This is a genomic window from Zestomonas carbonaria (assembly GCF_904061905.1).
Taxonomy (GTDB): Bacteria; Pseudomonadota; Gammaproteobacteria; order Pseudomonadales; family Pseudomonadaceae; genus Aquipseudomonas; species Aquipseudomonas carbonaria.
Genome location: NZ_CAJFCI010000060.1, coordinates 24,873 through 48,541 on the forward strand (window position 1 = coordinate 24,873; position 23,669 = coordinate 48,541).

Sequence of the window (23,669 nt, forward strand, 5' to 3'; positions counted from 1 at the left end):
CGCTGGTTCGGTGTCGCCTCTCACCGCATCCCAGCGGGATTCACGAGGCGGAGACTCGCACCATGACCTGTCCCCAACCACTCGTTCGCCTGGCGCCGATCACCAGTGGATTGCTGCTGCGCAACCCCAAGGTGCTGCTCGGCGGCGCCCATCAACCGACCCTGCTGCGTTATCTCGAAGGCTGGCCCAAGCGCTGGAGCAGGCCGCGTACCCTGCTGATCCAGTTCGCCCGGGAAGGAGAATCGCTCGAACGCTTCGCCACCGACAGCTTCGACCTCGCCGTGGTCCAGGCGCCCAGTGCGGAACAGTTGCCGGAGCTGGTTCGTCAATTGACCCGGGTGGCCCGCCAGGGGCTGATCACCCGTCGTCCGCATGGGGTGCGGTCCTAGGCAGGGCGGTGGTGGGCTTCAGCCCACCGAGCGAAGCCACGCCATCAGGGATATTCGATGGCGATGATGTAGCAGAGCTTTTCGCCGGTCGGCGTGTGTACCCGGACTTCCGCGTCCAGGGTCTTGCCGACCAGGGCGCGGGCGAGGGGCGAGTCGATGCTGATCAGGTTCTGCTTCAGGTCCAGTTCGTCCGGGCCGACGATGCGGTAGCGCGACTGTTCGCCGTCCTCGTCCTCGATGGTCACCCAGGCGCCGAAGTACACCTTGCCGGTGTCCGCCGGGCGTTCCTTCACCACCTTGAGGTTTTCCAGACGCTTGGTCAGGAAGCGCACGCGGCTGTCGATCTCGCGCAGCATCTTCTTGCCATAGGTGTACTCGGCGTTTTCCGAGCGATCGCCCTGGGCGGCCGCCTCGCTGACCGCCTGGGTCACCTGGGGGCGGCGTACGTGCCAGAGCTCGTGGAGTTCGGCGCGCATTCGCGCCTCGCCTTCCGGCGTGATCAGGGGAGTGCCCGCGCTGCGGGGGGGACGATAGCGGCTCATGAGTCGACGGACCGGTGAAAAATCGACAGTTTACCAAGCTCAGCTTTCGCGCAGCACGGCCAGCGGACTGATTCGCAGCGCGCGGCGGGTGCCCAGCAGCCCGGCAACGCCGACCAGCAGCGCGCCGATCAGCGGCAGTACCAGCAGCCAGGGATGCGGCTGCCAGGGCAGCTCGAAAGCGAAGCGGTAGAGCAGGAAGCTCACCAGTTCGCAACCCAGCGCGGCGAGCAGGCCGCTACAGGCGCCGAGCAGGGCGAACTCGGCGCGCCGGGCCTGCACCAGCAACTCGCGGCGGGCGCCGAGGGCGCGCAGCAGGGCACCCTGGCGGATGCGTTCGTCGAGGGTCGCCTGGAGGCCGGCGAACAGCACGGCCAGGCCGGCGGCGAGCACGAACAGCAGCACGTACTCCACCGCCAGGGTCACCTGGGCGAGGATGCTGCGCAGTTGCGCCAGCAGGGCATCCACCTGTAGCAGGGTGACCGCCGGGAAGGCGCGGGACAGCTCGACCAGTTGCCGCTCCTGATTGGCCGGCAGGTAGAAGCTGGCCAGGTAGGTGACCGGCAGGTCGCGCAGCGTGCCGGGCTCGAAGACCATGTAGAAGTTGGGCTGGAAGTTGTCCCACTTGACCTCGCGCAGGCTGGTGATCCGGGCGTCGCGCTCGATCCCGCCGACGTTGAAGCTGAGCTGGTCGCCGAGTTGCAGCCCGAGGCTGGCGGCCAGGTCGGATTCCACCGAGACGCCCGGCAACTCGCCGGCCGGGACACCGTTCCACCACTGGCCTGCCGCCAACCGGTTGCCGGATGGCAGCTCGGCGGACCAGGTCAGGCTGAGGTCGCGACGGGTGGCGCGGCGGCCTTCGCTGTCCTGGCTGTCCTTGCTGACCACCTGCCTGACCGGCTCGCCATTGATGGCCACCAGCCGCCCGGGCACCACCGGGTAGAGCGGCGAGGCGTTCGGCGAGAGCTTGGCCAGCCGCGCGGAGAAGGCATCGTGATCGGCCGGCAGCACGTTGAGGGCGAAATGATTGGGCGCATCGGGCGGCAACTGGGCCTGCCAGGTGTCCAGCAACTCGCCGCGCAGCAGGGTGATCAGGGCCATGGCCAGCAGGATCAGGCCGAACGCCAGGGCCTGGCCGGCGGCGGCCAGCGGATGGCGCAGCAGTTGCCCGAGCCCCAGGCGCCAGGGCAGGGCGGCGCGCGCCAGCAGCCGGCGCAGGCCACGCAGGCCGAGCAACAGCAGGCTGCCGAGCAGCAGGGCGGCGATCAGGCCGCCGCCGAGCAGCGACAGGGTCAGCCGCAGGTCGAGGCTCAGCCGCCACATGATCAGCCCGAGGGCCAGGACCGCGGCGCCATAGACCAGCCAGACGCTCGGCGGCGTCGGCAGCAGGTCACTACGCAGCACGCGCAGCGGGGGAACTCGGCCCAGCGAGGCCAGCGGCGGCAGGGCGAATCCCGCCAGGGCCACCAGGCCGGTGGCGATGCCGGCCAGCGCCGGCGTCGGGCCGCCCGCCGGTACCTCCGGTGGCAGCAGGTCACGCAATAGATAGAAGAGTCCGTACTGGCCGAACCAGCCGAGCAGGGCGCCGGCCAGGCAGGCCAGGCCGCCGAGCATGGCCAGTTGCAGGGTGAACAGGCCGAGCGTTTCGCGCCGCGACAGGCCCAGGCAGCGGAGCAGGGCGCTGGCGTCGAAGCGGCGGCTGGCGAAGCGCGCGGCGGACAAGGCGACCGCGACGCCGGCGAGCAGCACCGCGGCCAGGCTGGCGAGGTTCAGGTAGCGTTCGGCGCGACCCAGGGCGCCGCCGACCTGGCGGTTGCCGTGGCGCGCGTCCTCGATCCGCTGGTTGGGCGCCAGTCCCGCTTCGATGGCCTGCCGATAGGCCGTCAGGGCATCCTGGTCGCCGCGCCAGAGCTCGCGGTAGCGCACCCGGCTGCCGGGCTGCACGATGCCGGTCGCTTCCAGGTCGTCGAAGTGCATCAGCACGTGCGGGTTGAGGCTGTAGAAATCGCCGCCGCGATCGGGTTCGTAGGTCAGCACGCGGGTCAGGCGCAGGCTCTTGTTGCCGACGTCGATGCTGTCGCCGGGCTTGAGGTCGAGGGCGGCGAACAGGCGCGCCTCGGCCCAGGCCTCGCCGGGGCGGGGTCCGCCGCCGGTGGTTTCCGGCTGGTAGGGCGCGTCGGCGCTCTTCAGTTGGCCGCGCAGCGGATAGGCGCTGTCGGCAGCCTTGACGCTGGCCAACTGGATGCCGTTGTCGGTGGCGATCACGCTGGAGAACTCGACCACTCGCGCGTGGTCGAGGCCGAGGCGCTGACCGGCTGCGATCTGTTCGGCCGTAGCTGGCGAGCTGCTGTCGAGCACCAGGTCGGCGCCGAGGAACTCGGTGGCGCGCAGCAGCATGGAGGCGTTCAGCCGGGCGCCGAAGTAGCCGATGGCGGTGCTGGCGGCGACCGCCACCAGCAGGGCGAAGAACAGCACCCGCAATTCCCCCGAGCGGGCGTCGCGGAGCAACTGGCGGCAGGCCAGCCCGGCCAGGCGGGAGAAAGGCAGGCTGCGCATCAGGGTTCCACCTGATCGACCAGCCGGCCGCCTTCGAGGCGGATCAGGCGCCGGCAGCGGTGCGCCAGGCGTTCGTCGTGGGTGACCAGTACCAGCGTGGTGCCGCGTTCCTGGTTCAGCTCGAAGAGCAGGTCGCTGATGTGCTCGCCGGTATGGCTGTCGAGGTTGCCGGTCGGCTCGTCGGCGAACAGCACGTCAGGTTCGGCGGCGAAGGCGCGGGCGATGGCCACCCGCTGCTGCTCGCCGCCGGACAACTGGCGCGGCGAATGGCCGAGGCGCGCCTCCAGGCCGACCCGCCGCAGCAGGTCGACGGCGCGCTCGCGGGCGTCGCTGCGGCCTTCCAGCTCCAGCGGCAGCATGACGTTCTCCAGCGCATTGAGGTTGTCGAGCAACTGGAAGGACTGGAACACGAAGCCGATGTGCTCGGCGCGGACCTTGGCGCGCTGGTCCTCGTCCAGCTTGCCGAGCTCGTGGCCGACCAGCGAAACCTCGCCGGCGCTGGGCAGGTCGAGTCCGGCGAGCAGGCCGAGCAGGGTGGACTTGCCGGAACCGGAGGTGCCGACGATGGCCAGGCTGTCTCCGCGTTTCAGGGCGAGCGAGAGGTCGTGGAGGATGGTCAGGTCGCCTTCCGCGCCGGAGACCACTTTGCTAAGGTTCCGCGCAGTCAGAATACTCTCGCTCATGGAGGATCCAATGCGTAGCTGGTGGTTGGGCGGTGCCTTGACGCTGCTGCTGTGGACTCAGGGAGCACTGGCCGGCACCGTGCTGGTGGTCGGCGATAGTATCAGCGCCGCTTTGGGCCTGGATACCGCGCAGGGTTGGGTCGCGCTGCTGGAAAAACGCCTCGAGGAAGAGGGCTTCGACCATCGGGTGGTGAACGCCTCGATCAGCGGCGACACCAGCGCTGGCGGCCTCTCCCGCCTGCCGGGGCTGCTCGAGACGCACCGCCCCGAACTGGTGATCCTGGAGCTGGGCGGCAACGATGGACTGCGTGGCCAGCCGCCCGCGCAATTGCAACAGAATCTTGCCACGATGATCGATCGCGCCACCGCCAGCGGTGCCAAGGTCTTGCTGCTGGGGATGCGCCTGCCGCCGAACTACGGGGATCGCTACAACCGTGCCTTCGAGGGCGTCTACAGCCGTCTGGCCGAGGAGAAGCAGGTGCCGTTGGTGCCGTTCTTCCTGGATGGCGTGGGCGGCGTGCCGGGCATGATGCAGCCCGACGGAATCCATCCCACCGTCAAGGCCCAGCCGCGCCTGCTGGAGAATGTATGGCCGGCGCTGAAGCCGTTGCTCTGACGCTTTTCCGCGCCAGGGCTTTCGGCTAATGTGGCGCACCCCGCCCAGGAACCCTTCGATGCCGCGTCCCGTCTGGTCTTTGCATGCATACCAAGTGATCGAGCCGGATGAGCAGTTGGACCTGTTCGCCTGCCGTGAGGTCCGCCTGCATCTGGTCGCGCGCCAGCTCGAGCTGGGGGGCTTTGCTGACCGCACGCTCTGCGGTGGCCTGTTGCCTGCGCAGCCGCGCTGGTCGAGCCTGGAGCGTTCGTCGCTGCGCGACAAGCGTCTCTGCCCGGCCTGCCAGACTGTCCTGAGGGCCCAGAAAAGCGGCGAACGGCCCCATTGGCCGGGTTTCTGAGCGCTTCGGCGGCGGTGTACAATTCCAACCTTTCCAGTCGCTATCTCGTCAAGGATTTCCGGATGTTGTCGCGAGTTCCAGCGGTCGCACGTTCCCTTTCCCTCGCCACGCTGTTCCTGGCGGGCTCGGCCGCAGCCCTCGAGCTGCCGCTGCCGCCGCCCGGTGAGGACATCGTCGGCCAGGTGCAGGTGATCAAGGCCAAGTATGAAGACACCTTTGCCGACCTTGGCACCGCCCACCACCTCGGTTACCTGGAGATGGTCGCCGCCAACCCGGGGGTCGATCCCTGGCTGCCGGGCGAGGGCACCGATATCGTGCTGCCGACGCGCTTCATCCTGCCGCCCGGCCCGCGCGAAGGGATCGTCATCAACCTGGCCGAATACCGGATGTACTACTTCCCGAAAGACCGGGACGTCGTCTACACCTACCCGCTGGGGATAGGCCGCGAGGGCTGGGGTTCGCCGATCGCCACCACCACCATCGTCGCCAAGACCCCGAACCCGGCCTGGTATCCGCCGAAGTCGATCCGCGAGGAACATGCCGCCGAGGGCGATTTCCTGCCGACCGTCGTGCCGCCGGGCCCCGACAACCCGCTGGGACCGTTCAAGTTCGGCCTTGGCGTGCCGGGCTACCTGATCCACGGTTCGAACAAGAAGTTCGGCATCGGCATGCGGGTGAGTCATGGCTGTTTCCGCATGCTCAACGAGAACGTGCTGGAGCTGGCCAGGATGGCGCCGGTCGGGACCAAGGTGCGCATCATCAACGAGCCGTACAAGTTCGGCCTGAGCGGCGGCAAGATCTATCTCGAGGCGCATATGCCGCTCGACGACCATGGCGAGCCGTCGGTGGTGGACAAGCACACGTCGGTGATCAACGCGATGATCAAGCACGATGAACTCACCGCCAACCTGCGCCTGGACTGGGACGTGGTGCGCGAGGTGGTGGCGGCCGAGGATGGCCTCCCGGTGGCGATCGCCCAGCCGGACACGGCAATGGCAAGTAGCGCACCCGAGACGTTCTGATCCGCGAGGGTTGCCAAGGGCCCGTCGGTGCGTTGCGCCGACGGGTTTTTTATTGGCCGCTTAGTTGCCCTGGCCAACTAACGACCAATAAAAAAAGCCGACCCATTAACTGGGTCGGCTTATATAGCCGTGGAGGGCTATTACTTGCGGCTGGCTTTTTCCAGCATACGCAGAGCGCGCTCGTTGGCTTCGTCAGCGGTTTGCTGAGCCTTCTGAGCGGCAGCCAGAGCTTCGTCAGCCTTGCGATAGGCTTCGTCGGCACGGGCTTGAGCGCGAGCGGCTGCGTCTTCGGTCGCAGTCAGACGAGCTTCGGTTTCTTTGGAAGTGCTGCTGCAACCGGTAGCCAGAACTGCGGCCAATGCCAGAGCAGAGAATTTCAGAACGTTGTTCATCGTGTTCCCCTTAAGGTGGATATTCCATAAAACCAATTCCCCGAGCTCGAGGAATTAGCCGGCCTACATACTACCTGTTACTTTGGGTAAGTAAACTGACGGAACGCAGGGCCGACCGCTTTTTTCAGCTGATTGGGTGTTTCTTAAGCAAGTAGTAATGCCGCTGTATAAAAAACATACAGATTGCTTGCGGAACACTCAAACATCCCTTTCTTTGTAGCAGAGATTTTCGATACCGCAGGAGCGGGGAATGACTGGCACTTGGCCGGCCTGATAAGCTCCCCGATCGTTGGCCTCAAGAATAACTACCGCTGGCATCAAGGACGTACGCATGTCGAAAATTCTGAAGTGGGGGCTGCTTTCCATTCTGGCTATTGCCGTGCTGATCAAGTTGTCGCTCTGGTGGTCGGTGCGTTCGATCATGGACGATGCGATCACGCGACTGTCGCCTTTCATGCACATCAGTTACGGCAGCATCACTTCTTCCTTCGATGGCCGGGTGGGGCTGGAGAAGCTGCAGGTGCGGGTGCCGGCACTGAGGGACAGCGTGCGCATCGGCCATGCCGAGTTGAAGTTCAACGGCCTGGGCGAGTTGTTGCGTTTCAAGGAGCGCCTGGCCGAGGGCAAGTTCCCCGAGCAGATGGCGTTGAGCCTCAAGGGTATCTCCCTGGATGTGCATGGTCCCTTCATGCAGCACCTGTATGATGCGCCGGCCGAGCGCAGCCTGTGGACCGCGATGAGCGAGGTCGCCTGCGGCAAGGTACGCAATATCGGAACCGGCGAACTGCTCGACATGGGTTATCGCACCTTCGATACCGATGCGGAGTTGTCCTATCAGTTCAAGCCCGGCGCGAAATCCCTGGCGCTCAGCCTGAACGCGGATACCCGCGACGTGCTGGACATGCGCTTCAGCCTGCTGCTGTCTAACATGTCGGACAACCCCGGCGACCTGCGCGCCAATCCGCCGCGCCTGACCCTGTGGACGCTTGAATTGAACGACAACCAGTACCAGCGCAAGGTGCAGGAGTTCTGTGCTGCTAAGCTTGGCCAGTCTGGCGAGGAATATGTGCAGACGGCGCTCGATCATTTCGATCGCGTCTTGCGTAGCCAGCGCATCGCGCTGGACCAGCCGGTGCTCGATGGGTATCGGCGTTACCTGCAGGACCCGCAGTCCCTGCGCCTGGAGTTGAATCCGACTGAAGGCATGGCCTGGGATGGCCTACAATTCTTCGACGCCAAGGATGTCATCGCCATGCTGCGTCCGACCCTGCTGGTCAACCAGCAGGTCGTTTCGCCGGTGGGATTCGCCTGGGTGGACCCGGCATCGCGCAAGGCGGCGCAGCCGGTCGAGGTGGTCGCCGTCGAGAAAAGCGAGACGGCGCGCGCCATGCCGCAGTACGAGTTCGTCAGTGTGTCCAGCCTGGCGGACCATGCGGGTAAGCGCTTGCAGTTCATCACCTATGATGGTGCCTACTATCAAGGTATCTTGCGCAAGGTGGAGAACGGCAAGGCCTACCTGAGTGTCCAATTCGGCTCGGGAGCCGCGGAGATGTTTCTCCGCCTGGAAAAGATCGATAAGGTAAGGGTCATGTTCTGACCCGGAGAGGAGTGGGGTAATGAGCGAGGTGTTGTCGATAAGCCATGATAAAGCCGGTCACCGGTTCGAAGCCGTCGTAGATGGCGATCGTGCCTATCTGGCCTACATGGACCTGGGGCAGCAGACCTTGGATATCTACCGGACCTTCGTACCGAACCCCCTGCGCGGCCGTGGCATCGCCGCGGCGCTCACCGAGCAGGCCCTGGCCTATGCCGATCGCATGGGCTACACGGTGATCCCCTCCTGCTCCTACGTCGAACGCTATATGGAGCGCCGCCAGCGGCAGGTCGCCAAGGGCTGAGCGGCTACAGAAACGAAAACGCCGGGCATTGCCCGGCGTTTTCGTTCGTGCGCGGGATCAGCCGCGCTGGCGCTTGGGCAGCACGTCCTTGAGCTTGGCGTGCATGCTGCGCACGCTCTTCTCGGTTGTGTCCCAGTCGATGCAGGCGTCGGTGATGGAAACGCCGTACTTGAGCTGGCAGAGGTCCTTGGGAATCGGCTGGTTGCCCCAGCCCAGGTGGCTCTCGACCATCAGGCCGACGATCGAGTTGTTGCCCTCGAGGATCTGGTTGGCGACGTTGTCCATCACCAGTGGCTGCAGGGCCGGGTCCTTGTTGGAGTTGGCGTGGCTGCAGTCGATCATGATGTTCGGACGGATGCCGGCCTTGTTCAGTTCCTGCTCGCAGATGGCAACGCTGACCGAATCGTAGTTCGGCTTGCCGTTGCCGCCGCGCAGCACCACATGGCCATAGGCGTTGCCCTTGGTGGTGACGATCGATACGCCGCCCTGCTGGTTGATGCCGAGGAAGCGGTGCGGGCTGGACACCGACTGCAGGGCATTGATGGCGACCGTCAGGCTGCCGTCGGTGCCATTCTTGAAGCCGACCGCCGAGGACAGGCCGGAAGCCATTTCGCGGTGGGTCTGGGATTCGGTGGTGCGTGCGCCGATGGCGGACCAACTGATCAGGTCCTGCAAGTACTGCGGGGAGATCGGGTCGAGCGCCTCGGTGGCGGTCGGCAGACCCATCTCGGCGAGGTCGCGCAGCAGCTCGCGGCCGATGCGCAGGCCATCCTCGATCTTGAACGAGTCGTCGAGGTACGGATCGTTGATCAGGCCTTTCCAGCCGACCGTGGTGCGCGGCTTCTCGAAGTACACGCGCATGACCAGGTACAGGGTATCCGAGACTTCCGCGGCCAGTACCTTCAGGCGCTCGGCGTATTCGTGGGCGGCCTTGATATCGTGGATCGAGCAGGGGCCGATCACGATGAACAGGCGGTGGTCCTTGCCGTCGAGAATGTCGCGGATCACCTCGCGGCCATTGGCGACGGTGTGCAGGGCGGCGTCGGTGAGGGGGAGGTCGCGCTTCAACTGATCGGGAGTGATCAGGGTCTCGTTGGAGGCGACGTTGAGATCGTCGATCGGTAAATCAGCCATCGTGCTATTCATCAACTCAGTCTTCACGGGTGCCGGCCGCCAGCCATTCCCCGCGCGGCGGAGCGCAGCGTTATAGGCGCAACGGGGGAACGCACCTTAGCGCGTTACATATTGGCTCGACAATGGGGCGAAGGTCCTAGGCTCTATAGAAAGTGGCCCAATGCCCGCCTCAGGGAAACCTGGGGAAGTCGGCGGCATGCTGGTCGACCCACTCCTGGGCGATTTCCTCCACCGGCAGGGCATGGCCGGATTGTTCCTCGCACTGCTGCCGGTACTGCTCGATCTGGCAGACCTGCTCGACCATCCGGGCGCGGAACAGCGAGTCCTCGTCGAGGAACGTGATGCCGACCAGATAGTCGTCCGCCTGCTTGCGGCACCAGGCGACCACGCCGGCGCAGCGCGCCTGCTCGCCGAGCACGGGAATATGCAGTTCCACCGCGGTTCCGCGCCGGAACGCCTTGCTCGAGTTGCAGGCCACACCGCCCAGGCTGATATTGTGCAACCGCAGTTTGGGTAGAAAGGCATGCTTGCGTTCGACCAACTCCACGGGTAACTCGCTCGGGTGACGCAAGAACTGACGCATGTACGACTGTCTCCGGGGGGATGGCAATTGGACAGTGCCTTGAACAGTATAGTGGCCGAACTGGAGCTGACCGACCTCGATGCGGACCGACGGTTGCTCGACATGCCGGGTGTTTCCCTGCTGGTCTTCACCAGCGCGGGCTGTACCGGCTGTCGCTGGGCGCGGCGTGCACTGCCGGGCATGGGGTTGTCCGTCGATCGCTTGTGCTGGATCGACGCCGGTCGCAATGGCGGACTGGTCGAACGTTATGATGTGTTCCATCTGCCGGCCCTGTTCGTGGTCCGCGACGGCCTGTTCCTCGGTGCCTTGCAGGCACGCCTGAGCCTCGCCGAGTTGTCCGCCGCTCTCGAGCGAGCCTTGTTGGAGTCTGGAGAGGAGCTTCCCTGAATGTCCGAGTCACAACGTCCGCGCATCGGCATCATCGGTACCGGCGCCATCGGCGGCTTCTACGGCCTGCTGCTGGCCCGGGCCGGTTTCGATGTGCATTTCCTGCTGCGCAGCGAGTTCGCGGCGGTCGCCGAGCGCGGCCTGGTGTTGAACAGCGCGGTACATGGCGCCCTGACCCTGCAACCGGTGCAGGCGTATCGCTCGGCCGCCGACATGCCGCCCTGCGATTGGCTGCTGGTCGGCGCCAAGACCACCAGCAACGCCGAACTGGCGCCGGCGATCGCTGCTGCGGCGGCGCCGGGCGGCAAGGTCGTGCTGATGCAGAACGGCCTCGGTGTCGAGGACGAACTGCGGCCGCTGCTGCCGGACAACCTGCACCTGCTGGGTGGGCTCTGCTACATCTGCGTGCACCGCGCCGGGCCCGGGGTGATCGAGCACCAGGCGCTGGGAGCGGTGAACCTGGGCTACCACTCCGGCCCCGCATCGGAGCCGGCTGCGCGGCAGGCGACCGCCGAGGAGGGCGCTGGGCTGTTCCGGGCGGCCGGCATCGACTCCCAGGCGATGCCCAACCTGGATCAGGCGCGCTGGCAGAAGCTGGTCTGGAACGTTCCCTACAATGGCCTGGCGTCCCTGCTCGACGCCGGCACCACGGCGCTGATGGCCCAGGCCGACAGCCGTGCGCTGATCAAGGCCATCATGGAAGAAGTGGTGCAGGGCGCCCAGGCTTGCGGTCACGCCATGCCGGACGGCTACGCGGCGCAACTGCTGGCGGCCACCGCACGCATGCCGGACTACCTGCCGAGCATGTACCACGACTTCGCGCAGCGCCGGCCGATGGAGCTGCGGGCGATCTACGCCGCGCCGCTGGAGGCGGCGGCCCGTGCCGGTTGCGCCATGCCGCGCACGGAGATGCTGTACCAGGCGCTACGCTTCCTTGATGAACGCAACTCGGGCTGAGGTCGATATGGGCAAGGGACTGGGTGACAAGCTGGTACTGGCGATTTCCTCGCGGGCGCTGTTCGACCTGAGCGACAGCCATCGGATCTACGAGAGCGAGGGGGTCGAAGCCTATCGCCAGTACCAGATCGACCACGAGGAGGAAATCCTCGCGCCGGGAGATGCCTTTCCCCTGGTGGAAAAGCTGCTGGCGCTCAACGACGCGCTGGACGAGGCCCGCGTCGAGGTGATCCTGGTGTCGCGCAACAGCGCCGATACCGGCCTGCGTGCCTTCAACTCGATCCAGCACTACAGGCTCGGCATTTCCCGCGCGGCCTTCGTCGGCGGGCGCAGCCCGGATCCCTACCTGGCGGCGTTCGGCTGCCACCTGTTCCTCTCGACCCACGCCGAGGATGTGCGCAACGCCCTGCGTTCGGGGTTCGGCGCGGCGACCATCCTTTCCGGCGGGCCACGGCGGGCGGCCAGCAACGAATTGCGCATCGCCTTCGACGGCGATGCGGTGCTGTTCTCCGATGAGTCCGAGCGCATCTACCAGCAGGGCGGCCTGGACGCGTTCCAGCACCACGAGCGCGAGTCGGCGCGAGAGCTCCTGGGCGGCGGGCCGTTCAAGCCGTTCCTCGCCGCGCTGCACCGCTTGCAGCAGGAGTTCCCCAGCGAAGCGTGCCCGATCCGCACGGCACTGGTCACGGCGCGCTCGGCGCCGGCCCACGAACGGGTCATCCGCACCCTGCGCGAATGGAACATCCGCCTGGACGAATCCTTCTTCCTCGGCGGCCTGGAGAAGTCGGCGATCCTCGAAGCCTTTGGCGCCGACGTGTTCTTCGACGACCAGGTGGGCCACTGCGAGAAGGCCCGCGAACGGGTCGCCACCGGCCACGTGCCGCACGGGGTCAGCAACGAAGCCTTGCCCTGACCGCCGGTCCCCGCGCGTTGCGTTGCCCTTGGCGCTGCTAAGCTCAGACAAGACGCGCCGCAAGCGGGGAGGGCGCATGATCCGTTCGATTCTCTATGCGACCGACCTCGGTCTGTATGCCCCTTATGTGCTCCAGCATGCCCTCGCTCTTGCCCGGGCCTTTCGCGCCGAACTTCATGTCATCCATGCCGTCGAGCCGATAAGCCTGCTCGCCGAGTCGGTTCTGAAAAGCTACCTGGACCGGGACACCCTCGACGAAATCCGCAGCAAGGGCCTGAGCACCGTCATGTCGAGCATCGAGCAGCGCGTGCTCGATGCCTTCCGCGACGAGCTGGACGACACCTGCGATGACATGGCGATGATCCGTGCCGTGCGCGTTCTGCAAGGCGACCCCCCGCAAGTGATCCTCGATGAGGCCAAGCGCCTGGCGGTCGATCTGCTGGTGATCGGCAGCCACAGCCAGGGCATGGAACTGGAGGTTCCGATGGGCAGGACGGCGCAGCGCCTGCTGCAATTGGCGGAGGTACCGGTATATCTGGTGCCGATGCTGCAGCACCGCGAGAGGGGGGAAGGGTGAGTCATTAGACGAATGGCATGCAGGCGTGAAAAAAACGTCTAGTTTTATTCTTCTAACCATTAATATGGTTATATGACGTCGCTGGCCTCCACAGTGCCGTATTTCGCTTTGAGGGATATCTATGAAGCTTCAGCAATTGCGTTACATCTGGGAAGTAGCGCACCACGACCTCAACGTCTCCGCTACGGCCCAGAGCCTCTACACCTCGCAGCCCGGTATCAGCAAGCAGATCCGCCTGCTGGAGGACGAGCTGGGTGTCGAGGTCTTCGCCCGCAGCGGCAAGCACCTGACCCGCGTGACCCCTGCCGGCGAGCGGATCATCAACACGGCCGGGGAGATCCTGCGCAAGGTCGAGAGCATCAAGCAGATCGCCCAGGAGTTCTCCAACGAGAAGAAGGGCACGCTGTCCATCGCCACCACCCACACCCAGGCCCGCTACGCCTTGCCGGCGGTGATCAGTGGCTTCATCAAGCAATATCCCGAGGTCGCCCTGCACATGCACCAGGGCACGCCGATGCAGATCGCCGAGATGGCTGCCGACGGCACCGTGGACTTCGCCATCGCCACCGAGGCGCTGGAGCTGTTCGGCGACCTGGTGATGATGCCGTGCTACCGCTGGAACCGCTGCGTCATCGTCCCGCAGGGCCACCCGCTGGCCAAGCTGCCGAAGCTGACCCTCGAGGCGCTGGCCGAGCACCCGATCGTCACCTACGTGTTCGGCTTCACCGGCCGTTCCAAGCTCGACGAAGCCTTCAGCCGCCGTGGCCTGGCGCCGAAGGTGGTGTTCACCGCGGCCGACGCCGACGTGATCAAGACCTACGTGCGGCTCGGCCTGGGTGTCGGCATCGTCGCCAAGATGGCGGTGGACCCCAAGCTGGATGCCGACCTGGTGGTGCTCGATGCCAGCGAGCTGTTCGAGTCCAGCGTGACCAAGATCGGTTTCCGCCGTGGCACTTTCCTGCGTGGCTTCATGTGCGACTTCATCGAGAAGTTCGCCCCGCACCTGAACCGCGACATGCTGGCCAAGGCGGTGCAGTGCCACAACAAGACCGAACTGGAAGAGCTGTTCCAGGACGTCGAGTTGCCGACCTACTGACGTTGTGTGCGAGACAGAAAAGCCCGGCCATCATGCCGGGCTTTTTCATGGCGGAGCGGTGGGTTTCAGCCCACCGCAGATAGCTCAGAGTCGATCCAGCCCATCGCGCTTGGCCAGCTCGGCAAGTTGCTGGGCGCTCTCGCCCGGCTCCTGGCCGGCCTTGGGTTCGAGCACTTCGTGGAGCAGGGCGAGGAACACGGTGTAGACTCGCTCGCTGCCATCGTCGTGGCGGACCACGAAGAATGGGGCGCTGTCCACGCCATAGTGCTGGGCGACCATCCAGCCGGTGCTGCCGGGATCGCGCTCGTCGGCGACCAGGATGCGGTCGATGCGCCCCAGCAGGCCGCGCCGTTCGAGCTGCTGGAGCACGTCGCGGCATTTGCGGCAGTCCTGGCCATCGGCCAGGACCTTCTTCACCAGGGTGATGCGCATGGGGTCAGTGCTTCGCGATCAGGTTGCCGGCGTGCAGACCGCATTCCTTCTGGGTGGCTTCTTCCCACCACCAACGGCCTTCGCGTTCGTGCTGGTTGGGCAGCACCGGGCGGGTGCAGGGTTCGCAGCCGATGCTGATGAAGCCGCGCTCGTGCAGGCTGTTGTAGGGCAGTTCGAGCATGCGGATGTAGGCCCAGACCTCTTCGCTGCTCATCTGCGCCAACGGGTTGAACTTGTACAGCGGCTTTTCCGGGGTGGAGAAGGCGCCATCCAGTTCCAGCACCGCCACGGCGCTGCGCGTGCCGGGGCTCTGGTCGCGGCGCTGGCCGGTGGCCCAGGCGGGGACGCTGGAGAGCTTGCGCTTGAGCGGCTCGATCTTGCGGATGCCGCAGCATTCGCCGTGGCCGTCCTTGTAGAAGCTGAACAGGCCCTTTTCCTTGACGAAGGATTCGAGCAGGCGCGGATCGGGGGAGAGTACCTCGATGGCGATGCCGTAGTGCTCGCGTACCTGCTCGATGAAGCGGTAGGTTTCCGGGTGCAGGCGGCCGGTGTCCAGGCTGAACACCTTGACGTTCTTGTTCAGTTTCCAGGCCATGTCCACCAGCACCACGTCCTCGGCGCCACTGAAGGAGATCCACAGGTCGTCGCCGAAGTGTTCGAAGGCGAGCTTGAGGATGTCCTGGGGGGATTTGTTGGCGTAGGTCGTCGCCAGTTCGGCGACGTCGAAGGAGTGGCTCATCAGGCGGTTTTCCTAGTGCTGGCGTTTACACGCTCTGTAGGCGGCGATGGTAGCAAATCGAAGATATGCTCCTAAATAACCATCTGAAAGCAGCACTGCATGTTTTGAGCATAAGGGTTGCGTTGCGCCGCCAGGGGCGAGCGGCTAGAGTGCCGCCTTCGTCCAAACAACTCGCTGGGAGTGTGCTGTGGAAATCGCCTGTCTCGACCTGGAAGGGGTTCTGGTTCCGGAAATCTGGATCGCCTTCGCTGAAAAAACCGGTATCGACGCGCTCAAGGCGACCACCCGGGACATTCCCGACTACGACGTGCTGATGAAGCAGCGCCTGCGCATCCTCGACGAGCACGGCCTGAAGCTCAAGGACATCCAGGACGTGATCGCCACCCTCGAGCCGCTGGACGGCGCGGTGGAGTTCGTCGACTGGCTGCGCGAGCGCTTCCAGGTGGTGATCCTCTCCGACACCTTCTATGAGTTCTCCCAGCCGCTGATGCGTCAGCTCGGTTTCCCGACCCTGCTGTGCCACCGCCTGATCACCGACGAGACCGACCGCGTGGTGGATTACCAACTGCGCCAGAAGGACCCCAAGCGCCAGTCGGTCATCGCCCTCAAGAGCCTCTACTACCGGGTGATCGCCGCCGGCGACTCGTACAACGACACCACCATGCTCGGCGAAGCCCACGCCGGCATCCTGTTCCACGCGCCGGACAACGTGATCCGCGAGTTCCCGCAGTTCCCGGCCGTGCACACCTACGCAGACCTCAAGGGCGAGTTCATCAAGGCGTCCAATCGCTCGTTGAGCCTGTAAGGCAGTCGACAAGAGCGCTGTAGGCTGGAAGGCGGGACGAAAAGCCCGCTTTCGTAGCGTAGGGTGCGCCGTGTGTTCAGCCGGGATAGATGGGTAACGCTTGTCGGGAGACATGGGTGTTGGCCCCGGATCGGTGCGCGCGGTGCCCCCTACGTTGGATTTCCGCATGTATAGCGCCGTAGGATGGGTGAAACCCATCGATTTCAACGCTGATGGGTTTCACCCATCCTACGAAGACGGTGCGGGCGTCTAGGCAAGCCGCTCGAGCGTCTCCAGCAGCACCTTCACCTTGGTGATCGATTCGCGGTATTCAGCCTGCCAGTCGGAGTCGGCGACGATCCCGCCGCCGCCCCAGCAACTCACCTGGCCGTCCTTGACCAGCAGGCTGCGGATGGCGATGGAGCTGTCCATCTCGCCGCGCACGTCCAGATAGAGCAGCGAACCGCAATAGATCGAGCGCCGGGTCGGCTCCAGTTCGTCGATGATCTGCATGGCGCGGATCTTCGGCGCGCCGGTGATCGAGCCGCCGGGGAAGCTGCCGGCTATCAGGTCCAGGGCGTCCTTGCCGGGCGCCAGTTCGCCGACCACGCTGCTGACCAAGTGATGCACGTTGGGGTAGCTCTCCAGGGCGAACAGCTCCGGCACGCGCACCGAGCCGGTGTGGCAGGTGCGGCCCAGGTCGTTGCGCAGCAGGTCGACGATCATCAGGTTCTCGGCGCGGTCCTTGTCGCTGGCCAGCAGGTCGGCGGCGAGCGCGGCGTCTTCTCCGGCGTCCCGGCCACGTGGGCGGGTGCCCTTGATCGGACGGGTTTCCACTCGGTTGCCGCTGACCTGCATGAAGCGTTCCGGGGACAGGCTGAGAATCGCGCCGCCGTCGTCCAGGGCGAGAAAGCCGGCGAATGGTGTCGGGCAACTGGCGCGCAGGGCGCGGTAGGCGCTCCACGGATCGCCCTGGCAGGGCGCGCGGAAGCGCTGGGTGAAGTTCACCTGGTAGCAGTCGCCGGCCTGGATGTAGGCCTGGACGCGCTCGATGGCGCCGCGGTACTCGTCCTCGTCGATATCCGGGCGGAACGGCGCCCGCAGCCGGAACGGCTCTTCCTCCCGGGCGGCGGGCTGGCTGAACAGCTCGATCAGCCGTTCGCGCTCGGCGCACGCCAGGCTCGGATGGAAGACCAGCCGGGTGACGCCGAGCCGGTGGTCGCTGACCAGCGCCCAGGCGTACAGGCCGAAGCGCGCATCCTCCAGGCCGAGGTCATCCCCGGCGTGCCTGGGCAGCCGCTCCAGGCGGCGGCCGAAGTCGTAGGGCAGGGTATGTAGCGTGCAGGTAGACATGCGAAGCTCGGGCAGGCGCGAGCGCCGATTGTAGTCCGCCCGCAGTGTTCGTCCTAGAGCCGCCGCGGGGGTTTGCTCCGGGGCCTGGTCGCTGATTAGTATGCGAGGCAGCAGACCAAGGCCTTGCCGTATCACAACAATAACGATCAAGGATCAAAAGCATGGAAGTTGTGCTGGATCCAACTGCCGGTAGCTTGCAACGCTCCAAACTCACTCCGCCCCAGATGCCGGCAGACTACCTGCCCAGGCCCCTGGTTGGTGCGGCGCTGGAAGGGCATGCCCATGCCCGCCTGTTGTTGTTCTCCGCGCCCGCCGGCTTTGGCAAGACCTGCGCGCTGGCGGCCATGGCCGAGCAGCGCCGGCAGGCTGGCAGAGCCGTTGCCTGGCTGTCCCTGGGAGCTGAGGACGACGACCCGTCGCGGTTCTTCCAGCAACTGATCAGATCCCTCGGCACGGCGTTGCCGGGCGTCGGCGCGGATGCCCTGGAATACCTGAAGGACACCATGCAGGTGCCGATGGCCGTGGTGATGGAGAGCCTGCTGGCCGACCTCAGCCGCCATTCGCAACCGCTGCTGCTGGTGCTCGACGACCTGCACCTGATCCGCGATGCCGAACTGGTCGGCACCCTGGACCGCCTGGTCAGGCTCGCCCCCGAGGGTTTCGTGCTGGCCGTCGGCAGTCGTGCCCATCTGCCGCTCAGGCTGGCCACCTGGCGCGCCCAGGACCTGCTCCTGGAGATCGGTTCCGACGAACTGCGCCTGAGCAAGGAGGAAACCCGCGACTACCTGGCCCGCAATGGCCTGGAGTTGGACGCCAAGACCCTGGATGCCCTGTACGCCCAGACCGAAGGCTGGATGGTCGGCGTGCAACTGAACAGCCTGCTGTTGCGCCACCAGCCGCAGAACCCGGCGCCCATGGCGCCGGTCGGCGGCGATCAGGTGGCGGTCGGCGACCATCTGCTGCGTTCGGTGTTCGAGCAACTGCCGGCGGACATGCAGGAAGTCCTGCTGGCGCTGGGCGTGGCCACCCAGTTGTCCGGCGAGCTGGCCAATGCCCTGACCGGCCGCCAGGACGGCCAGGCGCTGCTGGAACGGCTCGAGGCCATGCAACTGTTCCTGCTGCCGCTCGACCGCGAGCGCCAGTGGTACCGCTTCCACAACCTGTTCGCCGAGTTCCTCCGCGCGCGCCTCAAGGAGCGCGACCCGGAGCGCCTCAAGCAACTGCACTTCAATGCCAGCCTGTGGTTCACCAACCACCACATGCAGAACCTCGCCATCGAGCACGCCTGCCTGGCCGAGGACTCGCAGATGCTCGCCGCGCTGATCGACGGCTGCGGCCTGGAGCTGATCAACCGTGGCCAGCTCAACCTCATCTACCGCTGGCGCCAGCGGGTGCCCAACGATGTCGCCCAGCACTTCCCGGTGCTGGTGCTCGCGGACGTCTGGGCGCGCGCCAGCGAGCTGTCGCTGCCCGAGGCCAACCGCATGCTCGACGAGCAACTGGCGCGCTGGAGCCCGGGCAAGGCGGAAGGCCCGCTGAACGACAAGGTCCTCGCCGTGCTGGCCATCAAGGCGGTGCTGGCGATGCAGAAGGACGACCTGGAGGCCTGCATCGCGCTGGTCCGTAAGGTCGAGGCGCAGCTCGGCCAGCACGCCGCGTTCCTCGAGGTGGCGATCCTGCTGCTCGGCGCCCTGGCGCACGTGATGCTGGCGCAGCCCGACCAGGCTCGCCGCCTGCTGGCGCTCGCCCAGCAGCGCAAGCATTTCCTCGAAGGCCGCTACCTGGACATGCAACTGGTCAACGTGGAGATCTTCCTGTACCTCGAACAGGGGCAGGTCAAGCAGGCGCAACTGCTGTTCGAGCAGTTGCGTTCGCGCCTGCTGCCCTGGTTCGGCGAGCGTTCCCGGGCCAGGGTGCTGCCGACCATCACCGAGGCACTGATCGCCTATCAGCAGGCCAACTTCGAGCATATCGAGGAACGCCTGCGCTGGGCGCTGGCCACCGTGGACGTGATCAACCCAGTCGATTTCTACGCCCAGGGCATGCTCGTTCTGGCGCGCACCCAGCGCCTGCAGGACCGCGCCAAGGAGGCCCAGGCCAGCCTGGCGCTGATGCAGAACCTGGCGGCGCGCAACCAGTCCTGGCGCTTCTATGCCCAGGCGGTGGCCGACGAGATCGCCATGATCCTCCAGGAGCCGGCCGCGGATCGCCTCAAGCGGGCCGAGCAGCGTTTCAGCGGGGTGGACTGGAGCAAGCTGGCCAGCCACTACCAGAACATGTCGTTCAACCCGGTGTCGTGGGCGCAGGGGCTGACGCGTATCCGTCTGCAGCAGGCACGAGGTCACTACAGCGAGGCCCTGCACGAGATCACCCAGTTGCGGGGCCAGTTGCAGAACGGCTGGCACGGCCTGCAACGCCTGCGCCTGGACCTGCTGGCGGCGCACAGCTACCAGCGCCTGGGCTATCAGGAGCGCGCCCGTTCGTTGCTGGTGCAATGCCTGGTCACCGCCGAGCGCGGGGAAATCCGCAGCCTGTTCATCGAAGAGGGCGAGGCGATCCAGCAACTGCTCCAGCAGCTCGAGTCCGCTGAGCGGCAGCCAGCCATGCAGGGTTTCATTCGCAGCCTGCTGGCGATCTGGCCGGGGCAGGCGGCGCGCAAGTCCCTCGACGCATTGGAGGAAGGGCTCACCGAGCGCGAGCGCGAAGTGGTCTGCCTGGCCGCCAAGGGCATGTCCAACGAGGAGATCGGCCAGCAACTGGCCCTGGCCCTCGGCACGGTCAAATGGCACCTGCACAACATCTACGAGAAGCTCAAGGTGCGCAACCGGACGCAAGCCATCCGCCGTGCCCGCGAACTGAGTCTGCTCGATTGAGGAGTCTTCCCGTGAACAATCCGGATTCCCTGCCGCTGCTGCGGACCAAACTGTTCCCGGCGCCGGTCGGCGACCGTCCGCAACTGGTGCGTTCGGAGCTGATCGAACGGTTGCTCGCCGCCCGCGAACGGCGGCTGGTACTGCTCTGCACCCCGGCCGGCTGTGGCAAGAGTACCTTGCTCAGCCAGTACCGCCAGCGCCTGCTGGACAGCGGGGCGCGTGTCGCCTGGCTGTCCTGCGACGAGACGGACAGCGAGCCGCAGCGCCTGATGCGTTACCTGATCGCGGCGCTACGGACCGTCGAGGCGGATTTTGGCGGGCGTGTGCTGCCGTTGCTGAGCGAGATGCAGGAGATACAGGATGTGCGGGTGGAGGCGCTGCTGGATGCCTTCATCGCCGACCTGAAAGCGCTGGAGGGCACGGTCTACCTGGTGCTGGACGACTTCCACCGCGTCCGCCATCCGTCGATGCGCCAGGCCGTGCGTTACCTGACCGAGCACCTGCCGGACAACATCCGGCTGATCGCCAGCATGCGCTACCAGTCGTACCTGTTCGAAATGCGGCCCGCCCCGCCCTGGCTGTTCTCGCTGCGTGGCGAGGACCTGCGCCTGACCCGCGAGGAGACCGCCGCCTATTTCCGCGAGGTCAAGCGACTCCCGTTGACCGCCGCCCAGGTGGCGCTGCTGCACAAACGCACCCAGGGCTGGGTCACCGGTCTGCACCTGGCGGCGTTATCGCTGCAACGTCATCCCGATCACGACGCCTGCCTGGCCGGGTTCTCCGGGACCGAGCGCAACCTCGCCGACTACCTGACGGAAGACGTGCTGTCCGGTCTCTCCGAAGGCATGCTCCAGTTCCTCGAGCAGACCTCGGTGCTCGACGAGCTCAACGCTGAGCTGTGCAACGCGCTGACGGGGCGTCGCGATGGCTTGGACATGCTGCTGCGCGTGCAGAACGAGCAGTTGTTCCTGTTTCCGCTGGACGAGAAGGGCGAGTGGTTCCGCTACCATCATCTGTTCGCCGAGTTCCTCCAGGGGCGCCTGGCCAAGCGCGGCGATCCTTCGCTGCTGTTGCACGCGGCGGCGCGCTGGTGCGACAGCCATGGGCAGCCCGACCGGGCGATCGGCTACGCCCTGCGCGGGCGCGACTTCCGCTTCGCGGCCGATCTGCTGGAGCGGCAGGGCGCGCAACTGGTTGCCGGCAACGAGGTATACGGCATCCTCGGCATGTTCAAGGCGCTGCCGGCGGAAGTGATCCACGAACATCCGGTGTTCCAGATCTTCTATGCCTGGCAACTCGCGTTCGACCAGAACTTCGCGGAAGCCGAAGCGCTGATCGAGGATGTCTGCGCGCGGCTGTTGCAGGGGCGTGGCACGGTCCTGCACTTCGGCATGCTCGAGTTGCTTGGCGTCGCCCAGGTGCTCAAGGCTCTGGTGCTGCTCTACCAGGACAAGCTGGAAGCCTGCCTGAAAATCTCCCGCCATTGGCTGGGGATGGTGCCGGACAACCAGCCGGTGTTCCGCGCCGCGCTGTCCTGCGTGCAGGCGGCGGCCTACGCGCTGCTCGGCGAGTACGGCGAGGCCGGCAAGTCGATCGCCGTGGCCCGCGACTGCCTGAGCCGGACCGATAGCGAATACCTGCAAGTGATGGCCAGCCTGATCGAATCGCTGATCTGCAAGGAGAATGGCGAGCCGGCGCGTGGCCGGGAACTGGCCGAGGTGGCGCGGGCGAAGGTGGAGAGGCTGTTCGGCCGCCGCAACCGGGTCGGCGGACCGCTGGCGCTGGCCTATGCCGACCTGCTGTACGAGGAGGATCGCCATGCGGCGGTGCTCGCCGAACTGCCGCGCGCCACCACCTGGCGCGATGTGGCGACGCCGGCGGAACTGATCAGCCGTGGCGAACTGGTAATGGCGCGCGCGCGTTTCTTCGCGGGCGAGATGGACGGGGGCCTCGCCCAGCTCGACGAGTGGCTGGCCGAACTGCAGGGGGCGCGTTTCGAGCGGGTGTTCGCCCTGGCGATGGCCTGCAAGGTGCACTTCCTGTTGTGGATGCGTCGCCCCAACGAGGCAGGGCGGGTCTACTTGCAGTTGCAGCAACACCTGGCCGGATTGCCGGATGGTCGCTATGCGGACGCGGATGTGGCACTGGCCCTGGCCGAGGCGCGCCTGGCCCTGAGCGAGCGCCGCGCGGACAGGGCCCAGGCCTGCCTGGAAGCCTGCCTGGCCAAACAGACGGCGGTGCACCATAGCGACCGTCGCCTGCGCCTGGCCTTGTTACTTTCTGTGGCGTACTGGCGCAAGGGTAACAGCGAGAAGGCCTTCGCCTTGTTCCTGCCGACCCTGGAGGAAGCCTGGAAGAACGGCTACCGGCGGCTGTTCCTCGACGATGCGCTGTGGCTGCTGCCGTTCTGGGAGGCCTGGCAGGCGGCGGAGCCCAAGCAGGCCATCGCCTGGCAGGGCGTCGTCGAGCAGCTTCGCGAGCAGTGCCGGAAGTTGGCCGTCGACCATGAGAATCTCGAAGAGAATCAGGATGTTAGTCACCGGGAGCGGGAGATCCTGCGGTTCGTCGCCGCGGGCCTGTCGAATCGCGACATCGCCCAGACGGTGCATCTGTCGGAAGCGACCATCAAATGGCACCTGCACAACCTGTTCGCCAAGCTGGGCGTGCGCAGCCGCACCCAGGCGGTGCTGAAGGGGAAGAGCATGGGGTTGCTCAGCGAGCTCTAGAGCGTTTGGAGCGGCCATCCGTTGGATAGGCTGGCAGCCGGGAACGGCATCGGTAACTTGAGGTTCAGGGCGGGAAGCACGGCGCTTCACGAATCCGGACCGGCGATACCTAGGGAAGTCATCGCGGGTTTGGAGATCGGCGTGAGCCGGTCCAGTTGCCGGAGACAGGATGTCCGTGGCAGCAACCTCATCTGTGAACCTTGGAGAGAACAACAATGAAAAGCTTCAAACAACTGGCCCTTGCCGCTGTTCTGGCTGCTCCTTTCATGGCCCAGGCCGATCTGAAAGCTCTGGATGACAGCTCGCTGGCCAGCGTGACCGGCCAGGACGGGATCAGCATTTCCGGTGAGTTCGACGGCTCCATCGGCAACATCGCCTATCTCGACGACGGCAATGCCCTGAACCTGAACGGCGTCGATCTGGATGGCTTCAACATTCTGGACAGCGACCCGGTGACCGTCGACGTGGTCGAAAACGGTAGCGGCGTCAAGCAACTGGCCATCGGCCTGCCGGCCATGACCGGTACCCTGACCGTCACCGCCATCAACGTCGGTGGCACCTATACCGCCAGTTCCGGCGGCACCGCCGGTTCGCTGTCGGGCGGCACCAACATCGGTGGCCTGGCGATTTCGGACATCAACATGGCCGGCACCACCGTCAAGATCTGGGGCCACTGAGTT

General features: G+C 65.8%; 23 protein-coding genes and 1 pseudogene. 15 read left to right on the forward strand and 9 right to left on the reverse strand.

The features are described from left to right. Nucleotides 1-62 precede the first annotated feature (62 nt). A complete protein-coding gene (locus tag PSEWESI4_RS15285; RefSeq protein WP_187672075.1) occupies nt 63-389 on the forward strand; it encodes a class I SAM-dependent methyltransferase in 327 nt (108 codons plus the stop codon). 44 nt (nt 390-433) lie between these two features. Here PSEWESI4_RS15285 and greB read toward each other — a convergent pair whose 3' ends face one another. Genes greB through PSEWESI4_RS15300 form a run of 3 tightly spaced genes read right to left on the reverse strand, consistent with a single transcriptional unit; the run spans nt 434 to nt 4,167 of the window. Further along, nucleotides 434-931: a transcription elongation factor GreB gene (gene greB / locus PSEWESI4_RS15290; RefSeq protein WP_187672076.1), complete on the reverse strand. Its 498-nt coding sequence runs from the start codon at nt 929-931 to the stop codon at nt 434-436. A gap of 39 nt (nt 932-970) precedes the next feature. Next, on the reverse strand, nt 971-3,484 hold the full coding sequence (locus PSEWESI4_RS15295) for an ABC transporter permease (protein WP_187672077.1): 2,514 nt from the start codon (nt 3,482-3,484) through the stop codon (nt 971-973). Next, nucleotides 3,484-4,167, reverse strand: a complete 684-nt coding sequence (locus tag PSEWESI4_RS15300; protein ID WP_187672078.1) for an ABC transporter ATP-binding protein — start codon at nt 4,165-4,167, stop codon at nt 3,484-3,486. The genes PSEWESI4_RS15295 and PSEWESI4_RS15300 overlap by 1 nt, the downstream gene beginning before the upstream one ends. A 10-nt stretch (nt 4,168-4,177) precedes the next feature. Here PSEWESI4_RS15300 and PSEWESI4_RS15305 point away from each other — a divergent pair, with 10 nt between their 5' ends. The 3 genes from PSEWESI4_RS15305 (at nt 4,178) to PSEWESI4_RS15315 (ending at nt 6,145) form a co-directional block, all read left to right on the forward strand. Further along, nucleotides 4,178-4,783 carry an arylesterase gene (locus PSEWESI4_RS15305; protein WP_187672079.1) on the forward strand — a complete coding sequence of 202 codons (606 nt, stop codon included), beginning with the start codon at nt 4,178-4,180 and terminating at the stop codon, nt 4,781-4,783. A 58-nt stretch (nt 4,784-4,841) separates the two neighbouring features. Beyond that, entirely contained in the window at nt 4,842-5,123 is a 282-nt protein-coding gene (locus PSEWESI4_RS15310) for a hypothetical protein (protein WP_187672080.1), read from the forward strand. Nucleotides 5,124-5,185: 62 nt separating this feature from the next. After that, nucleotides 5,186-6,145: a L,D-transpeptidase family protein gene (locus PSEWESI4_RS15315; RefSeq protein WP_187672081.1), complete on the forward strand. Its 960-nt coding sequence runs from the start codon at nt 5,186-5,188 to the stop codon at nt 6,143-6,145. Between the two features lie 140 nt (nt 6,146-6,285). On the opposite strand, the gene oprI is transcribed toward PSEWESI4_RS15315, so the two are convergent. Further along, nucleotides 6,286-6,537 (reverse strand): outer membrane lipoprotei OprI, encoded by a 252-nt coding sequence (gene oprI / locus PSEWESI4_RS15320; RefSeq protein ID WP_187672082.1) that lies wholly within the window; start codon nt 6,535-6,537, stop codon nt 6,286-6,288. 331 nt (nt 6,538-6,868) lie between these two features. On the opposite strand from oprI, the gene PSEWESI4_RS15325 reads away from it, so the two are divergent. After that, nucleotides 6,869-8,134, forward strand: a complete 1,266-nt coding sequence (locus tag PSEWESI4_RS15325) for a hypothetical protein (protein ID WP_187672083.1) — start codon at nt 6,869-6,871, stop codon at nt 8,132-8,134. Nucleotides 8,135-8,153: 19 nt separating this feature from the next. Then, on the forward strand, nt 8,154-8,435 hold the full coding sequence (locus PSEWESI4_RS15330) for a GNAT family N-acetyltransferase (RefSeq protein WP_187672084.1): 282 nt from the start codon (nt 8,154-8,156) through the stop codon (nt 8,433-8,435). 57 nt (nt 8,436-8,492) lie between these two features. On the opposite strand, the gene PSEWESI4_RS15335 is transcribed toward PSEWESI4_RS15330, so the two are convergent. Both PSEWESI4_RS15335 and PSEWESI4_RS15340 read right to left on the reverse strand, forming a co-directional pair. Further along, complete coding sequence (locus tag PSEWESI4_RS15335) at nt 8,493-9,569, reverse strand: 3-deoxy-7-phosphoheptulonate synthase (protein ID WP_187672085.1); 1,077 nt, start codon at nt 9,567-9,569, stop codon at nt 8,493-8,495. A gap of 169 nt (nt 9,570-9,738) precedes the next feature. Further along, on the reverse strand, nt 9,739-10,152 hold the full coding sequence (locus PSEWESI4_RS15340) for a PilZ domain-containing protein (RefSeq protein WP_187672086.1): 414 nt from the start codon (nt 10,150-10,152) through the stop codon (nt 9,739-9,741). Between the two features lie 102 nt (nt 10,153-10,254). On the opposite strand from PSEWESI4_RS15340, the gene PSEWESI4_RS15345 reads away from it, so the two are divergent. From PSEWESI4_RS15345 to cysB, 5 genes are all read left to right on the forward strand, one after another. Next, nucleotides 10,255-10,539: a YbbN family protein gene (locus tag PSEWESI4_RS15345; RefSeq protein WP_235978950.1), complete on the forward strand. Its 285-nt coding sequence runs from the start codon at nt 10,255-10,257 to the stop codon at nt 10,537-10,539. Next, nucleotides 10,540-11,496, forward strand: a complete 957-nt coding sequence (locus tag PSEWESI4_RS15350; protein WP_187672087.1) for a putative 2-dehydropantoate 2-reductase — start codon at nt 10,540-10,542, stop codon at nt 11,494-11,496. It abuts the gene before it with no gap. A 7-nt stretch (nt 11,497-11,503) separates the two neighbouring features. Next, entirely contained in the window at nt 11,504-12,409 is a 906-nt protein-coding gene (locus tag PSEWESI4_RS15355; protein ID WP_187672088.1) for a 5'-nucleotidase, read from the forward strand. A gap of 76 nt (nt 12,410-12,485) precedes the next feature. Then, on the forward strand, nt 12,486-12,986 hold the full coding sequence (locus PSEWESI4_RS15360) for a universal stress protein (RefSeq protein WP_187672089.1): 501 nt from the start codon (nt 12,486-12,488) through the stop codon (nt 12,984-12,986). A 121-nt stretch (nt 12,987-13,107) separates the two neighbouring features. Next, nucleotides 13,108-14,082 carry an HTH-type transcriptional regulator CysB gene (gene cysB / locus PSEWESI4_RS15365; protein WP_187672090.1) on the forward strand — a complete coding sequence of 325 codons (975 nt, stop codon included), beginning with the start codon at nt 13,108-13,110 and terminating at the stop codon, nt 14,080-14,082. Between the two features lie 84 nt (nt 14,083-14,166). Here cysB and PSEWESI4_RS15370 read toward each other — a convergent pair whose 3' ends face one another. Together PSEWESI4_RS15370 and PSEWESI4_RS15375 are read right to left on the reverse strand one after the other, a co-directional pair. Beyond that, entirely contained in the window at nt 14,167-14,514 is a 348-nt protein-coding gene (locus PSEWESI4_RS15370) for a hypothetical protein (RefSeq protein ID WP_187672091.1), read from the reverse strand. A gap of 4 nt (nt 14,515-14,518) precedes the next feature. Further along, entirely contained in the window at nt 14,519-15,253 is a 735-nt protein-coding gene (locus PSEWESI4_RS15375; protein WP_187672092.1) for a phosphoadenylyl-sulfate reductase, read from the reverse strand. 187 nt (nt 15,254-15,440) lie between these two features. Between PSEWESI4_RS15375 and thrH the strand changes: the two genes are divergently transcribed. After that, entirely contained in the window at nt 15,441-16,058 is a 618-nt protein-coding gene (gene thrH, locus PSEWESI4_RS15380; protein WP_187672093.1) for a bifunctional phosphoserine phosphatase/homoserine phosphotransferase ThrH, read from the forward strand. 249 nt (nt 16,059-16,307) lie between these two features. On the opposite strand, the pseudogene pabB reads toward thrH, so the two are convergent. After that, nucleotides 16,308-17,366: pseudogene (gene pabB, locus PSEWESI4_RS15385) on the reverse strand (aminodeoxychorismate synthase component I); the annotation flags it as partial. Nucleotides 17,367-17,551: 185 nt separating this feature from the next. Between pabB and PSEWESI4_RS15390 the strand changes: the two are divergent. The 3 genes from PSEWESI4_RS15390 to PSEWESI4_RS15400 all read left to right on the forward strand — a co-directional run bounded on the left by PSEWESI4_RS15390 (nt 17,552) and on the right by PSEWESI4_RS15400 (nt 23,666). Further along, nucleotides 17,552-20,263, forward strand: coding sequence for a LuxR C-terminal-related transcriptional regulator (locus PSEWESI4_RS15390; RefSeq protein ID WP_187672095.1), 2,712 nt, complete (start codon nt 17,552-17,554; stop codon nt 20,261-20,263). Between the two features lie 11 nt (nt 20,264-20,274). Further along, nucleotides 20,275-22,989: a helix-turn-helix transcriptional regulator gene (locus PSEWESI4_RS15395; RefSeq protein ID WP_235978949.1), complete on the forward strand. Its 2,715-nt coding sequence runs from the start codon at nt 20,275-20,277 to the stop codon at nt 22,987-22,989. Between the two features lie 215 nt (nt 22,990-23,204). After that, nucleotides 23,205-23,666: a DUF6160 family protein gene (locus PSEWESI4_RS15400; RefSeq protein WP_187672097.1), complete on the forward strand. Its 462-nt coding sequence runs from the start codon at nt 23,205-23,207 to the stop codon at nt 23,664-23,666. Nucleotides 23,667-23,669: the final 3 nt, after the last annotated feature.

Bases quoted from the DNA above. Each gene is read 5' to 3' on its own strand.
- PSEWESI4_RS15330 (WP_187672084.1), top strand. From the start codon at position 8,154: ATGAGCGAGGTGTTGTCGATAAGCCATGATAAAGCCGGTCACCGGTTC.
- PSEWESI4_RS15325 (WP_187672083.1), top strand. From the start codon at position 6,869: ATGTCGAAAATTCTGAAGTGGGGGCTGCTTTCCATTCTGGCTATTGCC.
- greB (WP_187672076.1), bottom strand. From the start codon at position 931: ATGAGCCGCTATCGTCCCCCCCGCAGCGCGGGCACTCCCCTGATCACG.
- PSEWESI4_RS15345 (WP_235978950.1), top strand. From the start codon at position 10,255: ATGCCGGGTGTTTCCCTGCTGGTCTTCACCAGCGCGGGCTGTACCGGC.
- cysB (WP_187672090.1), top strand. From the start codon at position 13,108: ATGAAGCTTCAGCAATTGCGTTACATCTGGGAAGTAGCGCACCACGAC.
- PSEWESI4_RS15355 (WP_187672088.1), top strand. From the start codon at position 11,504: ATGGGCAAGGGACTGGGTGACAAGCTGGTACTGGCGATTTCCTCGCGG.
- oprI (WP_187672082.1), bottom strand. From the start codon at position 6,537: ATGAACAACGTTCTGAAATTCTCTGCTCTGGCATTGGCCGCAGTTCTG.
- PSEWESI4_RS15390 (WP_187672095.1), top strand. From the start codon at position 17,552: ATGGAAGTTGTGCTGGATCCAACTGCCGGTAGCTTGCAACGCTCCAAA.
- PSEWESI4_RS15300 (WP_187672078.1), bottom strand. From the start codon at position 4,167: ATGAGCGAGAGTATTCTGACTGCGCGGAACCTTAGCAAAGTGGTCTCC.
- PSEWESI4_RS15295 (WP_187672077.1), bottom strand. From the start codon at position 3,484: ATGCGCAGCCTGCCTTTCTCCCGCCTGGCCGGGCTGGCCTGCCGCCAG.
- PSEWESI4_RS15375 (WP_187672092.1), bottom strand. From the start codon at position 15,253: ATGAGCCACTCCTTCGACGTCGCCGAACTGGCGACGACCTACGCCAAC.
- PSEWESI4_RS15350 (WP_187672087.1), top strand. From the start codon at position 10,540: ATGTCCGAGTCACAACGTCCGCGCATCGGCATCATCGGTACCGGCGCC.
- PSEWESI4_RS15400 (WP_187672097.1), top strand. From the start codon at position 23,205: ATGAAAAGCTTCAAACAACTGGCCCTTGCCGCTGTTCTGGCTGCTCCT.
- PSEWESI4_RS15360 (WP_187672089.1), top strand. From the start codon at position 12,486: ATGATCCGTTCGATTCTCTATGCGACCGACCTCGGTCTGTATGCCCCT.
- PSEWESI4_RS15285 (WP_187672075.1), top strand. From the start codon at position 63: ATGACCTGTCCCCAACCACTCGTTCGCCTGGCGCCGATCACCAGTGGA.
- PSEWESI4_RS15305 (WP_187672079.1), top strand. From the start codon at position 4,178: ATGCGTAGCTGGTGGTTGGGCGGTGCCTTGACGCTGCTGCTGTGGACT.
- PSEWESI4_RS15335 (WP_187672085.1), bottom strand. From the start codon at position 9,569: ATGGCTGATTTACCGATCGACGATCTCAACGTCGCCTCCAACGAGACC.
- PSEWESI4_RS15340 (WP_187672086.1), bottom strand. From the start codon at position 10,152: ATGCGTCAGTTCTTGCGTCACCCGAGCGAGTTACCCGTGGAGTTGGTC.
- PSEWESI4_RS15370 (WP_187672091.1), bottom strand. From the start codon at position 14,514: ATGCGCATCACCCTGGTGAAGAAGGTCCTGGCCGATGGCCAGGACTGC.
- PSEWESI4_RS15315 (WP_187672081.1), top strand. From the start codon at position 5,186: ATGTTGTCGCGAGTTCCAGCGGTCGCACGTTCCCTTTCCCTCGCCACG.
- PSEWESI4_RS15310 (WP_187672080.1), top strand. From the start codon at position 4,842: ATGCCGCGTCCCGTCTGGTCTTTGCATGCATACCAAGTGATCGAGCCG.